The sequence below is a fragment of the Brenneria izadpanahii genome (assembly GCF_017569925.1).
GTDB classification, from domain to species: Bacteria; Pseudomonadota; Gammaproteobacteria; order Enterobacterales; family Enterobacteriaceae; genus Brenneria; species Brenneria izadpanahii.
This window is the reverse complement of record NZ_CP050854.1, coordinates 1851409-1865466: the sequence shown is the minus strand read 5'-3', so window position 1 is coordinate 1865466 and position 14058 is coordinate 1851409. Positions and strand designations below refer to the sequence as shown.

The window sequence follows — 14058 nt, the reverse complement described above, 5'->3', positions numbered from 1 at the left end:
AACATGACCGCCACACGCCAGTTGGTAAATTTTGCCGGCACGCTGAGCGCACAGAATATCCCCGACGCCATCCGCCACAAAGTCAGGTTGCACTTACTGGACGCCCTCGCCTGCGGCTGGGCAGCCGGCAACCATCGCGTCAGCGAACCGGTTATCCGCGCCGCCCGACTATTCGCCGGAAGAGGCGACTGCTATGTCTTCGGTCGGCCCGGCTTCAGCCCGCTCGGCGCCGCTTTCAGCAACGCTGCCATCATTAACGGTCTCGATCACGATGACGGCGTAGAGATCGACGGTAAAGGTCTTGGTCATCCCGGCTCCACGCTGGTCGCCGCGGCGATGGCCGCTCTCGATCTCAGCCCTAAGGCCGTGACGCAGCAGTCGCTGATCGCCGCGCTGACCGCCGGCTTTGAGGTGAACAATCGCCTGATCCACGCTATCCAACCCTCGGAGCAGCGTTTCGGTCAGGTTTACGGCGTTGCGCAGCATCAGGCGATCGGCGCGGCATTGGTGGCCGGTCGGCTACTGGAACTCAATCCAGAACGGTTGCATCATGCCGTCGGCCTGGCCGCCGCGCTAACCCCCCTGCCCAGCCTGCATCAGTACAACTGGCGGCAACGGCCGTTGCTGGCGCTGAAGGATGCCGTGGCCCCGGCGGCTCAGGCAGGTATTCAAGCGGTAATTATGGCGCAACTGGGCCTGAGCGGCAGTCTTAACGTACTGGACGGCGAACAGGGTTACTGGCGGATGATCGGCTCCGACCGATTCGCGCCTGATATCCTGACGGCCAATCTCGGCAACCATTGGTACGCCGGCTACGGCAGCTTTAAACGCTATCCCGCCTGTCGCTGGCTGGCCTGCGCGCTGGAAAGCATGGAAGACATCATGCAGGAGACAGGCTGGCGGGCGGAAGATTTTCACGCCATCGAGGTACATACCTTTTCCCGCTTGGTCAACGATATGATGGATTACCGCCCGAGCACGGTGATTGATGCGCAGTTTAGTCTGCCGTGGACGCTGGCGGCAGTGGCATCGGGCCTGCCGCCCGGCGCGGAATGGTATACGGAACAGAGCATGTGTAGTGAGAAGATGCTGGCGCTGGCCGATAAAGTGACCGCCATCCTCAATCCTGAGTTTGAACAGCGCATGTGCGGCCCGGCGCGCCAGCCCGGCGCACGCGTGGTGGTCAGGCATCGCAATGGCGACAGCGCGGTGCGCGAACGTTATAAACCGCTGGGCAGCGCCGAACGCCCGATTACCGACGCGGAAATTATCGCCAAGGCGCGCCGGAATTTGACCGGGCATAGCGTTGAGGTTGAACAACTGATTAGCCGAGTGATGCAGGAGGATTGGGCCGTAGCGTACTCTTCGGCTGCGGAACTGGCGGGACAGGGTTTTCCCTCTTGCTATCGGAAAGCCCATTCCAACCTTTGAATATCGTTATGCTGTTGATGGATGCGTTCGTCATATCAATCCGCTACGGGACGCAGCCGGATCAGAGTACGATCGGCACAATAACGATCGCTCTGATAACCACAACCTTAAAAGCCGTTCCGGCGGAGAACCTGAACAAACAGAGGATAAGCAATGGAGTTGTTTATCCACATAGCCCCCAACTGATACAGTCGGACTCATTAATATAGAATATGTTTATCATGATTATCATTTTATTTTAAATAATCTCATATAAATTGGAGGAATAATCATAGAGCAATATCGATTAATTCAGTTAAAAATTCTGATTTATTGAGATCGTCTACTTTAATCGAAAATTGACATAGAAACACACCTAGCTATGCGCGTTTATTTCAAATAGGAATAATTAAATAAGAACATTATTATCATGATAATGATTTCGCTCATAAACTAATGAGCTTTAGCCCTGACCGGTAGCGTTGATATTTCCCATAAATAAAAGCAGACATTCTTTGGTATGGCGCAAACTCTGCATAAGCGCACTAATGCCATAACAAGAAGAGTAAGAAACCTACCCCGCTATATGTAGTCATGGATAGAATGTGAATACAATTGCTGGTTGGAAACAACATGTTGAATATACAACCATATACGATAAGGATGACCCCGGTATCATCATGCTATGCCATTAGCATTTTAAGATTAATCTTGATCTCATAAATGCCAGAACATTCTGGCCCCCTCTCAGCGTTAGAAAATGAGGTGGGAAGAAGGTAAAACTCATTAAAAAATCATATAATTAACTCACAATCCACATAATAACCACCAATACCGAGTTTTACTTAGGTTATAAATAACGCCGGGGAACTCATCATTTTTTGAGCATTCCATATAATTAGTGTCTTTTTATGTAACAAGAACAATATTGAATTGTTAGCTAGTCTATGTAGAATCACGCCATTAAGTTTTGACAACCGCAAATAACAAACTCGGCTTTACGCCACGTAAAGCTCGTGCGGTAGCTATGTCTTAATTAAAATGACTGTCCAGGAATACAGTTATTAAACGAGCAATTCAATAATATCGTCCAGTAAACATCCAGTAATTTGTTTCAATAAGTACAAACTATTTGCAAAGGAACATCATGATGAATATGCGAATCGTATTAGTCCTTCTTTCTGCCCTCGGCCTTGCTAGTTGCAAAGCTCCCCCCCACCCGAATTAACTGATGACACGATCGTGACCAATGAAGTGAATGGCGTTACGTTAGTGCATCGTCATGCCATCACCCCCCCTCAAGAGTTCCAACCTATCAACCAGGAATACCGGGCCCTTTACCCCGCGTCGGTCATGAGCCAGCCCGATTTTGGCGGTAAGGTGATTCGTCATCTTGAAAACAGCAATACCTACAACGTACTTGGACAGGTAGAAAACGCCTGGCTTGCAATTGCCGAACCGGGAAAAGAGGAACTGATTGGTTACGTTCCACCTCAGGCCGCGGTAAAAAGCGAACTGTATGAAGAGACGTTGAAAAAAGACAGGAGACGTACACCGCGTCGTAAAGCGCAGAAACCAACCTGTGTATCGGTGGATGGCAGTAGCAAAGCTTGCCAGAATACCAACAGCGGAACCTGGATTATCGACTAATTTCGCGTCAACCTAACAACACAACATGAAAAAAAAACCGGTTTTATACCAGTCCCTACTGGTGTTTTTCATAGCCGCTCTCACTCTGCTGAGCGGTTGTGCTTCGTCTTCACACAGCGAACCTTCCACTTACATTCTGAACTTTTATGCGCATCCGAATATTAACGACGCTGCGCCGCTAAAGGTCAGAGTTTTGTTACTGAAATCCGATGCCGACTTTATGTCAGCAGATTTCTACTCGCTGCAAAATAACGCTCAGACAGTCCTCGGCGCCAACCTGCTTAACGCTGATGAATTTTTCCTGATGCCAGGACAGCTCAATAGAACGCCTACCGGTCAAACCCCAGCGGATGCACGCTACATTGGCATCATGGCGGAATACCAGGTACTCGATGGCAAAAAGTGGCGAATATCTCTTCCTCTTCCCACCACAAATAAAGACAGCTTCTATAAATTCTGGAAATGGTCGTCTAACGAACTCAAAGCCAGTGTTTTTCTCGATATTGATGGGATTCGCGTCGTCAACGAGTAACGGAAGATCCAACAGGAAATCAGTATGAATAAAGCAGAAAAAGTGGTCTGGAGCGAAGGGATGTTTCTGCGCCCTCATCATTTTCAGAGAACAGAAAGCTTCCTGCAAAGCCACATCCGGGAATGGGGAAATTTACAGCGCCCTTACCTCTGGGGATTTCTCGATCTGGAGTTCGATGAGGCGATGTTGCGTCAGGGATGTATTGCGCTAAGTTACGCCAGCGGTTTACTACCGGATGGAACCCCCTTTTCCTTTCGCGATGCGCGATACGGGCCAGCGCCAATGGAAATTCCTGATAACCTGACCAATGCCCGAGTCGTGCTTGCGCTGCCCGCCCGGCGAGCCGGGCGTGAAGAGGTGATTTTCAGTGAATCGGCTGATTCCCTTGCCCGCTATGTTGCTTTTGAAGAAGAGGTGGATGACGATAACGCCATCTCAATAGGCTCGGCGGCGCTCCAGTTCGGCAGACTGCGATTGAAGCTGATGCTGGAAAGCGAGCTAACCGCCGAGTGGACCGCCATCGGCGTGGCCGAAGTGATTGAAAAACGCAATGACAACCAGGTACGTCTGGATGCCAACTACATTCCCCCAATGCTCAACGCCATCAATAGCGAACAGCTCTATGGCCTACTCAACGATATGCGGGGATTGCTACAGCAGCGCAGCCAGCAGATGAGCCAGCGGCTACGTCAGCCGGGGCGTTTTAATACCTCCGAAATGGTTGAGTTCATGCTGCTGGCCTTAATCAATCACCACATAGGTCATATCACACATCTGCTTACACTGCCCCTACTTCACCCTGAATCACTGTGGCGCGATTGGCTGCCCCTAGCCACTGAACTTACTACCTGGCTGCCTCAGCGTATACCTGGCGCCTCCCTGCCGAATTACGATCATAACAATCTGGCTGTCTGCTTTAGCAAACTAATGCTGGTGCTGCGCCAAGGTCTGTCGCTGGTAATGGAAGAGAGTGCTATCCAACTCACGCTCACTGAACGCTCCCATGGTCTCAACATAGCGACGATGCCAGAAAGCAGCATGGCACGGGAATTTGGTTTCGTGCTAGCGGTTAAAGCCAGCGTGCCAGGTGAAATGCTGCAAACTCACTTCCCGGCACAAATGAAAGTCGCACCGGTCACCAAAATTCGCGATCTGGTACAGCTTCAATTACCGGGCATGGTGCTGCGCGCCATGCCGATAGCTCCCCCGCAAATCCCGTGGCATGCTGGTTACAGCTATTTTGAACTGGAAAAAGGCGGTGAACTCTGGAAAGAGATGGAAAAATCCGGCGCATTTGCGCTACATCTCGCCGGTGAATTTCCCGGACTGGATATGGAGTTCTGGGCCATACGCGGCCTATCGGAATAATGAGGACGAGAGCTCACTATGCAGGAACGACAATCTACCGGCGGAAACACTATTTTTTCCGGAGAGAGCGGCGGCAATCCCTTGGTTGCGGCTGCCAACCCGCTACTTAATGCTATCCATCAGATTCGCCACTCTGTTTCACATGACGACCTGAGCGGCTTACGCCAGCGATTGATTGATGAAATCCGCCGCTTCGAGGTACGCTGCCAACAAGCGAAGCTTCCTTACGAAGTCATCATCGGCGCACGCTATTGTCTGTGTACCGCGCTAGATGAAGCAGCCGCGCTTACGCCGTGGGGCAGCCGCGGAGTCTGGTCCGGCAGTGGCCTGCTGGTGACCTTCCACAATGAAACCTGGGGCGGGGAAAAATTCTTCCAGTTGCTGGCTCGTCTTTCACAAAATCCGCGTGAACATATCTTGCTACTGGAGCTTATCAACTATTGTCTGCTCCTTGGTTTTGAAGGCCGTTACCGCGTAATGGATAACGGCCGCACCCAATTGGACACCATTAAACAGCGTCTGTGGCAGATGATTCGTGGCGTTCGCGGTAGTTACTCCCCGTACCTTTCGCCGCATCCGGAAGATCAGCCTGTAATACGTAAACTATGGAGACCGGTAGTACCGCTCTGGACCTGCGTCACGCTGGCCGGTTTTTTGGGTTGTCTGTTCTACATCAGTCTTAACTGGCGTCTGAGCGATAAAACAAATCCTGTGTTGGCGAGTATTTATCAGACAAGGCTTCCGGAAGTGAGCATTCAACGCCCTGTAGAACCGTTGCCCGCCGTGTTGGATCTGCGCGGTTTCCTGCGTCCGGAAATTGATGCGGGGCTGGTGGCAGTGCGCGATGAATCAGATCGCAGCGTGGTCATTCTGAAAGGCGACGGACTTTTTGCCTCGGCGTCCACCGTGGTGCGCGATCGCTACGAACCGGTGATTTATCGTATCGCCCAGGCGATGAACAACGTCAGCGGCAAAATTCTGGTGGTTGGTTACAGTGATAACGTGCCCATCCGCAGTGCGCGTTTCGCTTCAAACTACGAATTGTCGCTTTCCCGCGCCGAGTCAGTGCTGAAAATGCTGCAAAAACATCTTTCACACCCTGATCGTGTAAAGGCCGAGGGACGTGGCGAGATGAACCCGGTCGCCCCGAACGATTCCGCTGAAAACCGCGCACGTAACCGCCGAGTGGAAATCACCCTGCTGGTATCGGCTGAAAACACTCAGGCCGAGCTGAACGGATTAGTGCAAGGAAATTAAGGATGCTGAATATTCTCGTTTCAATAATTACTAACCGTATCCTCTGGGGCTTTATGGGCGCCACGGCGCTAGCTGCGGTAGTCTGGATGATTGGCCCGTTGCTTTCTATTGCCGATATCCGTCCTCTGGAATCCGTGCAGAACCGTATTATCGGTATCTTGGTGATCTATCTCATTTGGGTTCACGCTCACGTCGTGCCGCGCATCTACAGAGCATGGCTCAACCGCCGCCTCATGGATAACCTCAACGACGCACAGCCTGAGCAGCCAAAAGGCGCGCGCGCGCCACTTAATAATACAGATCAGATCCTGGCCGAACGATTTGATGAGGCGGCGGAGATCCTGAAAAAAGCGCACTTCAACAACACGTCACAGCGTGGCGCTCAGTGGACTCAGCGCTTCAGCAATCAGTATCTCTATCAATTACCCTGGTATGTGATTATCGGCGCGCCAGGATCTGGTAAAACAACCGCATTAATGAATTCCGGCTTGCAGTTCCCGCTGGCAGACCGTTTTGGCAAAACTGCACTACGCGGAATAGGCGGTACGCGTAACTGTGACTGGTGGTTCACCAACGAAGCGGTTTTATTAGATACCGCAGGGCGTTACACCACTCAGGAAAGTGAACAAACTCAGGATGCCGGTGAATGGTTACGCTTTATCGAACTGTTGCGCAAATACCGACGCCGCCAGCCGATTAACGGCGTCATTATCACGATAAGCGTTTCCGATCTACTCACCCAATCGCTGGAAGCATCTCAGCAACAAGCGCTAAACCTCCGTCAACGCTTACAGGAATTACACGAACAGTTGGGTATTCGTTTCCCGGTTTACGTATTGGTCACCAAAGCAGACCTACTGAAAGGTTTCCGGTCTTATTTCGCGAGTTTTGATAAAACACAGCGTGATCAAATCTGGGGCTTTACTTTCCCGTGGGAACGCTCAAAGCAGGCCGATTTTGATTTCATGGGCGCTTTCATGCAGGAGTTTTCGCTGCTGCAACAGCGCCTGGATGCCGGCCTGCCGGATAATCTACTCCAAGAACGAGATACCAAAACACGAGCAGAGATGTTCCTCTTCCCGCAAGAGTTCGCCGCTCTGCGTCCATTGCTCACAGACTACCTAAACACCGTATTTGCGCGTTCTAATTTTGAAACCGAATTCTCACCACGCGGGATCTATTTGGCAAGCGGAACTCAGGAAGGGCTACCGTTTGACCGTGTGATGGGCGAACTCAACCGCGCCCTTTCACTACCGGCAAACAACACGGATGGCGACAATTGGGATTCCGTCAACAAAGAAGCGCCCATACCTGCTGGCAAGGGGCAGAGCTTCTTTATTAAAAACCTGCTACAAAACGTCATTTTTCAAGAGGCTGGTATCGCGGGGCAAAATCGCTGGTGGGAATTACGCAGTCACGCGATTATCTGGTTCGGTTATGCAGCGCTTCTGACGCTGCTGGTCGTGAGCGGCGCCCTGTGGCTAATCAGTTACAAGCAAAACAATAACTATCTTGACGAAGTTCAAGCAAAAATTCCGGAAGTCGCGCAGCAGAGCAAGATGCTCCAGGAACATAATCAACAGGATCTGTTCAATTTGCTACCGCTTCTCAACAGCCTCATCGATCTTCCAGCAAGTACGGCGTTCAACGTTAACGATCCTCCGCTAACTCGACGTATGGGATTGTATCGAGGCGATGACATCAGCAATGCGTCACAGTCTCTCTACCAAAAATCTTTACAGCAGTTACTGCTGCCGGCGGTTACTCAACACATCACCGCCTGGTTGCGTAACGACAACGGCAGCGACGTGGAATACAGTTACGAAGCGCTCAAAGCCTACCAAATGCTTTACCAGCCTAAACATTATGACGGCAAATTTCTGCATTCTTGGGTAATGCTCAATCTGCGGCGCAATCTGCCGCAAAATGTGACCCAAGCGCAGCTTAGCCAATTGGAGCAGCACCTAGCGCAATTGCTGGAGCCGCAGATTCAGTCATCGCCTTATGCTAAAGAAGAGGCATTAATCAGTCGCCACCAGGCGCTTATCAAGCAGAATCCGTTGTCGACTCGCGTATACGGTCGCCTGAAGCGTTTACTGGTACATGATGAAAGCCTACGCCCAGTTTCTTTGACAACGCTCGCCGGTCCGCAAAGTGAATTGGCATTTTCCCGAAAAAGCGGCAAACCCATCAGTGACGGCGTACCGGGCCTATATACGCCCGATGGCTACTGGAACAGCTTCAACGGCCAGATCGACAGCGTAATCGCCGCTTTACGTAAGGACGACATCTGGGTGCTGGGCATGAATGAGCTACAGGAAGATAAGCAGCAAACCGATAGCGCAGTCCGCCAGCTTTATATGCGGGACTTCATCGTCAACTGGGACAGTTTCCTAGCCGATATTCAGCTCAATAATAGTTCCGACCTCTCGCAGCGTATCAATACTATTCGGCTGATTTCCAGCAATAACTCACCGCTACGCAGGTTGGTCATCAACCTCGGCAAAGTGTTGACGGTTGCTCGTACAACGACAAACGAGGCGGAACAGGATCCATCCTTGCAAAACAGCAATACCCCCTCTCGTACTCTGGAAACGTTGTTTAACAATCACGACAATACGCCGATAGCCGCTGCTGGCGCACAAACGCCGGAGCAGCTGGTCACCGATCACTATGCCCCGATAATTGAACTGGCAAAACCACTGGAGAAAGGCAGCAAAACTATCGTATTCGACGATTTTCTCAAGCAGGTCGACGATCTTTACCGCTACCTTACCGCCGTCCAGGACGCGGCGAACAGCGGGCTGAATGCGCCAGGAAATGACGCCATCAGCAATTTACAGGCCAGCGCAGGTCGTCTGCCAAGCGAGTTGCAGGGAATGTTCAGCAGCATGGCGGTCGGAGCAAGCAGCGATACTCAGCGCCGGAATCTTGAAAATATCCGTAAACGTATCAGCGTTGAAGTAGGCAGCTTCTGTCGTCAGGCTATTGCCGGGCGCTACCCGTTGGTTCGCTCAGCCAACAATGACGTAACGCCGGACGATTTGGCGCGCATGTTTGCGCCGGGAACCGGATTGATGGACTCCTTTTTTCGCGACAACCTAACCAACAAGGTCGATACCACCCAGCAGAGCTGGCGCTTTACACCAGGTATTGATGGCAAAACGCTGCCCGGCAGTGAAAACCTATTGCGCCCATTCCAGCAGGCGCAATCTATTCGCGACGCTTTTTTCGCCAACGGTACGGCCACACCATCCTATCGGGTCACCGTGCGCACAGTTCGTATGGATAATACCATTCTTAATCTGACGCTGGATGTGGATGGTCAACAGTTGCGCTACAGCCATGGCCCGCAGGCGGTTCAGTTGGTAAGCTGGCCCGGGCCGGGCGGAACCAACCAGGTACGGATGCAGTTGGGGCTCACCAATGGGACGACCTCAACGCTGGTAACCAATGGCTCCTGGGCACTGAACCGTTTCTTCGACCGCGCACGTATCACACCTGGCAACAATCTTAGCCGTCAGGCCACTTTCACGGTTGACGGACATCAGGTAACGCTGGAATTTGTACCAAACAGCATCCGCAACCCCTTCCAGCTTCCCGGTTTCGTATGCCCATAACCGCAAAGGAACGGACTATGAGTAACTATCCTGTGATTAGCTGGTACGGAAAATTACCCAGTGCCGGCGACTTCTTACAGCGCCGGTTCCCCGATGCGCTATTGCGCCAGTGGTCTCACTGGTTTCAGATAGGACTGATGAACTGGCGAAAAGACGAAGAACGCGCCGCCGGCAGCCGCCAATTCGGCAACGCGCCGGTGTGGAATTTCGTGGTGCCGCCAATGCTCGGCGGCCAGCAGGTACAGATAGGCTGCCTATTGCCCGGCCGCGACAGCGTAGGCCGTCAATATCCAGTGTGTGCGCTGTGTGCTTTTAATCCCGCGGAATGGTCACCTCAGATACTGGCAATGGCTGGCGATTGGTATCAGCAACTGGGACGTACCCTCCTCCATGCCGTACATAATGTCTATTCAGCCGAACAACTTGACCGAACGCTGCTTGCCATCCCGGCACCGACCATCCCCAAACAGGAGTCTCGTTCAGAGATTCTGGATGTTATCGGCTATGAATCTCCCCCCGCCAATCTGAGTTGGTGTCAGGCCAGCGACTGTTTTGACCCGCAGCGCCAGACCAGTTTCTGGTGGACTAACCGCAGCGACGGCTATCCGCTCTATACCCATGTCCATAGCGGCAACTTCACCGGACAACTCTTTTCACTATTATTCGACCCCGCCGGCGGCGCCCGGCCCGGCCGTCATGGACTCTATCCACCAATGTTTGAATAAACCGCAGGAGTGCGAATGGATATTGAAACTTTTCTCACCCCGGTGACAGCGGAAAAACCGTGTGGGGAAAATCTTGAATACGATGCCGACTTTCAAGCCATGGAACAGGCTAGTCAGGGTAAAACCGAGCAGCAATTCGGCGATACTATTATCCCGGCAGAACCCGCTGACTGGACTAAAGTTGAGAAGCTCGCCATCTCTCTGCTCTCGCGTACTAAAGATTTACGGGTCATGCTCACATTGACCCATGCCTGGACAAAACGCCGCGGTCTGCCCGGTTACGCCGACGGATTACTACTTATCCAGAAGGCGTTATTACTCTACTGGGAAACGCTCTATCCGCAGTTGGAAGAGTACGGTGAACGCGATCCTTTTTACCGCATCAATGCGCTAGCCGCGCTTAGCGACAAATCGGCATTAACAGCCACGCTGCGCCAGGCCAAGCTGCTGCGCAACGCCGCGGATGAAATCACCCTGCGTGACGCCCTGTCATTGCTCGACGGTAGCAAAACCGAATGCCCCGACTACCCTGGTGGGCGGGCACGCCTGTTGGATGAGCTGGCCAGCAGCAACCAGCCGGGCATCGAAGCCATCCAGTTGATCGATGAACGGCTTAAGACCATTTGCGAGATACTTACCGAGCGTTTGGGCGAGACCGGAGTCCCAGAGATGGAACAATTGAGAAAACTCGTCAGTACTATCGCCGCTTCTTGTCAGACTACCGATATCTCGACCTTAATCCCTACAAGGGGGCCGGAGATGAAACAGGAAACTCAACCTGCCGCGACCGTTTCCGTCCCGCTTGGAGAAGGAGACTGGCGTTCCGCGCAGGTTCGCTCCCGAGAGGATGCGCAATTGATGCTGGAGAAAGTGAAACAGTACTTTGTCCTGCACGAACCCAGCCACCCTGCCCCGCAGATTATCGAGCGCGTGCAGCGGCTAATTGAAATGAACTTTATGGACATTATTCGCGACCTGGCGCCGGACGGTGTCAATCAACTGGAAAATATCTTTGGACGCCGCGAATAGCTGCGTCCGCCCGTAATGGCGGTAGGCGTTGACGCCTGCCGCCAGACTTTCAACGCGCATATCCAATGGAGAACATCATGCCAATCAATAAATCCAGTGGGCAAAAATTTATCGCCCGAAATCGCGCGCCACGCGTACAAATTGAGTACGACGTAGAGATTTACGGCGCGGAACGCAAAATTCAACTGCCGTTTGTCATGGGCGTCATGGCCGATCTGGCAGGAAAGCCCGTCGACCCGCTGCCATCGATTGATGAACGCAAGTTCCTTGATATTGATATAGATAATTTTGACGAACGCATGAAGGCATTAAAACCGCGCGTCGCTTACCAGGTCGATAATACGTTGACAGAAGATGGCAAGATTAACGTCGAACTGACCTTTGAAAGCATGGAGGATTTTCAGCCGGATGCCATAGCTCGCAAGGTCGAGCCATTGAATAAACTGCTCGAAGCTCGTACTCAGCTTTCCAACCTACTGACCTACATGGATGGCAAAAACGGCGCGGAAGAACTGATTACCAAAGTCCTTCAGGATCCGACGCTGCTCAAAGCGCTGAGCCAGTTGCCCAACGGTGATAACACGCAAAAAGGTAATGAGGAGTAACCAATGAGCAATTCTTATCAACCACAGACTCAGCCATCACAGAAAACATTCAGTGAAGATGAGTTCAGCACACTGCTTAATAAAGAGTTTCGACCGAAGACAGATCAGGCACGTTCAGCAGTAGAAAGCGCAGTGAAAACACTGGCCCAACAAGCGCTGGAAAATACGGTGACCGTTTCATCCGATGTCTATCGTACTATTCAGAATCTGATTGCCGGTATCGATGAGAAACTTTCCCAACAGGTTAATCAGATTATCCACCACGAAGAGTTCCAGAAACTGGAAAGCGCCTGGCGGGGGCTGAACTATCTGGTCAGTAATACTGAAACCGATGAGATGTTAAAAATTCGCTTTATGAGCATCTCCAAGCAGGAACTCGGCCGAACCTTAAAACGCCACAAAGGCGTAGGCTGGGATCAGAGCCCAATCTTCAAAAAAATCTACGAAGAAGAATACGGCCAGTTCGGCGGCGAACCATTTGGCTGCCTGGTGGGTGATTACTATTTCGACCACAGTCCGCAGGATGTGGAATTACTGGGCGAGATGGCGCGTATTGGTTCCGCGAGTCACTGCCCGTTTATTGCCGGTACCGCCCCAAGCATCATGCAGATGGAATCCTGGCAGGAATTGGCGAACCCGCGTGACCTGACAAAAATTTTCCAAAACACCGAGTACGCAGCCTGGCGCAGCCTGCGTGAGTCCGAAGACGCTCGATATCTTGGCCTGGTGATGCCGCGTTTTCTGGCGCGCCTGCCATATGGCGTTCGTACCAACCCTGTTGACAGTTTCGATTTTGAAGAAGAAACCGATAGCGCGAACCACAGCAACTACACATGGACTAACGCCGCCTATGCGATGGCAGCCAACATTAACCGGTCGTTTAAAGAATTCGGTTGGTGTACTTCCATCCGCGGCGTCGAATCAGGCGGTTCGGTGGAAAACCTGCCCTGCCATACTTTTCCAAGCGATGACGGCGGCGTAGACATGAAATGTCCGACTGAAATCGCCATCAGCGATCGTCGTGAAGCGGAACTGGCAAAGAACGGCTTTATGCCGCTGGTGCATCGTAAAAACTCGGACTTTGCCGCCTTTATCGGCGCTCAGTCACTACAGAAGCCGGCGGAATACCTCGACTCCGACGCCACAGCCAACGCGCGTCTGGCGGCACGCCTACCCTATTTGTTCGCCTGCTGTCGCTTTGCGCACTACCTCAAATGCATCGTACGCGACAAGATTGGTTCTTTCCGTGAGCGTGATGAAATGGAGCGTTGGCTGAATGACTGGGTAATGAACTACGTTGACGGCGATCCAGCCAACTCCTCTCAGGAAACCAAATCCCGTAAACCGCTGGCCGCCGCCGAAGTGCAGGTGGAGGAAATTGAAGACAGTCCGGGTTACTATGCAGCCAAGTTCTTCCTGCGTCCGCATTACCAGTTGGAAGGCTTGACCGTTTCTTTGCGGCTGGTTTCCAAGCTGCCATCACTAAAGGCGAAAGACGCGTAATATAATAATGGTTACGGAGCTGTACTAATTCGGCTCCTACCCTATCCCCTGGATCAAGATAAAGTAGGCGCGAAAAACGATGGGAATAAGACCCGGTTTTATTACAGCGTAGGCGGCAATAAAACAGATCTATGATCCTAACGTTCCGATCGGTAAAGTGAAAAACGCCATCAGCGGAATGGTGAAACGCAATTCGCAATTACCTGTTGAGCAGCTAAAAATCAGAATGGAACGATCTTATTTGAAGTTTCCGGTTGGGGCGATGCCAATGGCATGCGACGTTATGGAATAACAGCCTTTGTTCCGATCATTGCTACTTCAATGTTACCAATGTTAATTATCCAACAAACAAGGCGATT

9 protein-coding genes and 1 pseudogene are annotated in these 14058 nt (G+C 51.9%); all 10 read left to right on the top strand.

The genetic code is table 11. The annotated features are described in order from the left end of the window. The first annotated feature begins 3 nt into the window (after nt 1-3). The 10 genes and pseudogenes from HC231_RS08270 to tssC all read left to right on the top strand — a co-directional run bounded on the left by HC231_RS08270 (nt 4) and on the right by tssC (nt 13699). Complete coding sequence (locus tag HC231_RS08270; protein ID WP_246494741.1) at nt 4-1431, top strand: MmgE/PrpD family protein; 1428 nt, start codon at nt 4-6, stop codon at nt 1429-1431. 1129 nt (nt 1432-2560) lie between these two features. Continuing rightward, nucleotides 2561-3060: pseudogene (locus HC231_RS08265) on the top strand (SH3 domain-containing protein). Between the two features lie 25 nt (nt 3061-3085). After that, nucleotides 3086-3592 (top strand): type VI secretion system lipoprotein TssJ, encoded by a 507-nt coding sequence (tssJ, locus tag HC231_RS08260; RefSeq protein ID WP_208230552.1) that lies wholly within the window; start codon nt 3086-3088, stop codon nt 3590-3592. Nucleotides 3593-3616: 24 nt separating this feature from the next. Next, the gene (gene tssK / locus HC231_RS08255) at nt 3617-4960 is read left to right on the top strand and encodes a type VI secretion system baseplate subunit TssK (RefSeq protein WP_208230551.1); all 1344 of its coding nucleotides are present in this window, start codon (nt 3617-3619) and stop codon (nt 4958-4960) included. 18 nt (nt 4961-4978) lie between these two features. Next, nucleotides 4979-6217 carry a DotU family type VI secretion system protein gene (locus tag HC231_RS08250; protein WP_208230550.1) on the top strand — a complete coding sequence of 413 codons (1239 nt, stop codon included), beginning with the start codon at nt 4979-4981 and terminating at the stop codon, nt 6215-6217. A gap of 2 nt (nt 6218-6219) precedes the next feature. After that, nucleotides 6220-9837: a type VI secretion system membrane subunit TssM gene (tssM, locus tag HC231_RS08245; RefSeq protein WP_208230549.1), complete on the top strand. Its 3618-nt coding sequence runs from the start codon at nt 6220-6222 to the stop codon at nt 9835-9837. Nucleotides 9838-9854: 17 nt separating this feature from the next. Further along, nucleotides 9855-10562, top strand: a complete 708-nt coding sequence (gene tagF, locus HC231_RS08240; RefSeq protein WP_208230548.1) for a type VI secretion system-associated protein TagF — start codon at nt 9855-9857, stop codon at nt 10560-10562. A gap of 15 nt (nt 10563-10577) precedes the next feature. Continuing rightward, nucleotides 10578-11591, top strand: a complete 1014-nt coding sequence (gene tssA, locus HC231_RS08235; protein ID WP_208230547.1) for a type VI secretion system protein TssA — start codon at nt 10578-10580, stop codon at nt 11589-11591. Nucleotides 11592-11668: 77 nt separating this feature from the next. Further along, entirely contained in the window at nt 11669-12196 is a 528-nt protein-coding gene (gene tssB / locus HC231_RS08230) for a type VI secretion system contractile sheath small subunit (RefSeq protein ID WP_208230546.1), read from the top strand. A gap of 3 nt (nt 12197-12199) precedes the next feature. Continuing rightward, on the top strand, nt 12200-13699 hold the full coding sequence (gene tssC / locus HC231_RS08225) for a type VI secretion system contractile sheath large subunit (RefSeq protein ID WP_208230545.1): 1500 nt from the start codon (nt 12200-12202) through the stop codon (nt 13697-13699). The last annotated feature ends 359 nt before the right edge of the window (nt 13700-14058 follow it).

What these genes read in the sequence shown, in the direction of transcription:
- tssA (WP_208230547.1), top strand. Translation starts at nt 10,578, where the DNA reads ATGGATATTGAAACTTTTCTCACCCCGGTGACAGCGGAAAAACCGTGT.
- tssK (WP_208230551.1), top strand. Translation starts at nt 3,617, where the DNA reads ATGAATAAAGCAGAAAAAGTGGTCTGGAGCGAAGGGATGTTTCTGCGC.
- tagF (WP_208230548.1), top strand. Translation starts at nt 9,855, where the DNA reads ATGAGTAACTATCCTGTGATTAGCTGGTACGGAAAATTACCCAGTGCC.
- HC231_RS08250 (WP_208230550.1), top strand. Translation starts at nt 4,979, where the DNA reads ATGCAGGAACGACAATCTACCGGCGGAAACACTATTTTTTCCGGAGAG.
- HC231_RS08270 (WP_246494741.1), top strand. Translation starts at nt 4, where the DNA reads ATGACCGCCACACGCCAGTTGGTAAATTTTGCCGGCACGCTGAGCGCA.
- tssC (WP_208230545.1), top strand. Translation starts at nt 12,200, where the DNA reads ATGAGCAATTCTTATCAACCACAGACTCAGCCATCACAGAAAACATTC.
- tssB (WP_208230546.1), top strand. Translation starts at nt 11,669, where the DNA reads ATGCCAATCAATAAATCCAGTGGGCAAAAATTTATCGCCCGAAATCGC.
- tssJ (WP_208230552.1), top strand. Translation starts at nt 3,086, where the DNA reads ATGAAAAAAAAACCGGTTTTATACCAGTCCCTACTGGTGTTTTTCATA.
- tssM (WP_208230549.1), top strand. Translation starts at nt 6,220, where the DNA reads ATGCTGAATATTCTCGTTTCAATAATTACTAACCGTATCCTCTGGGGC.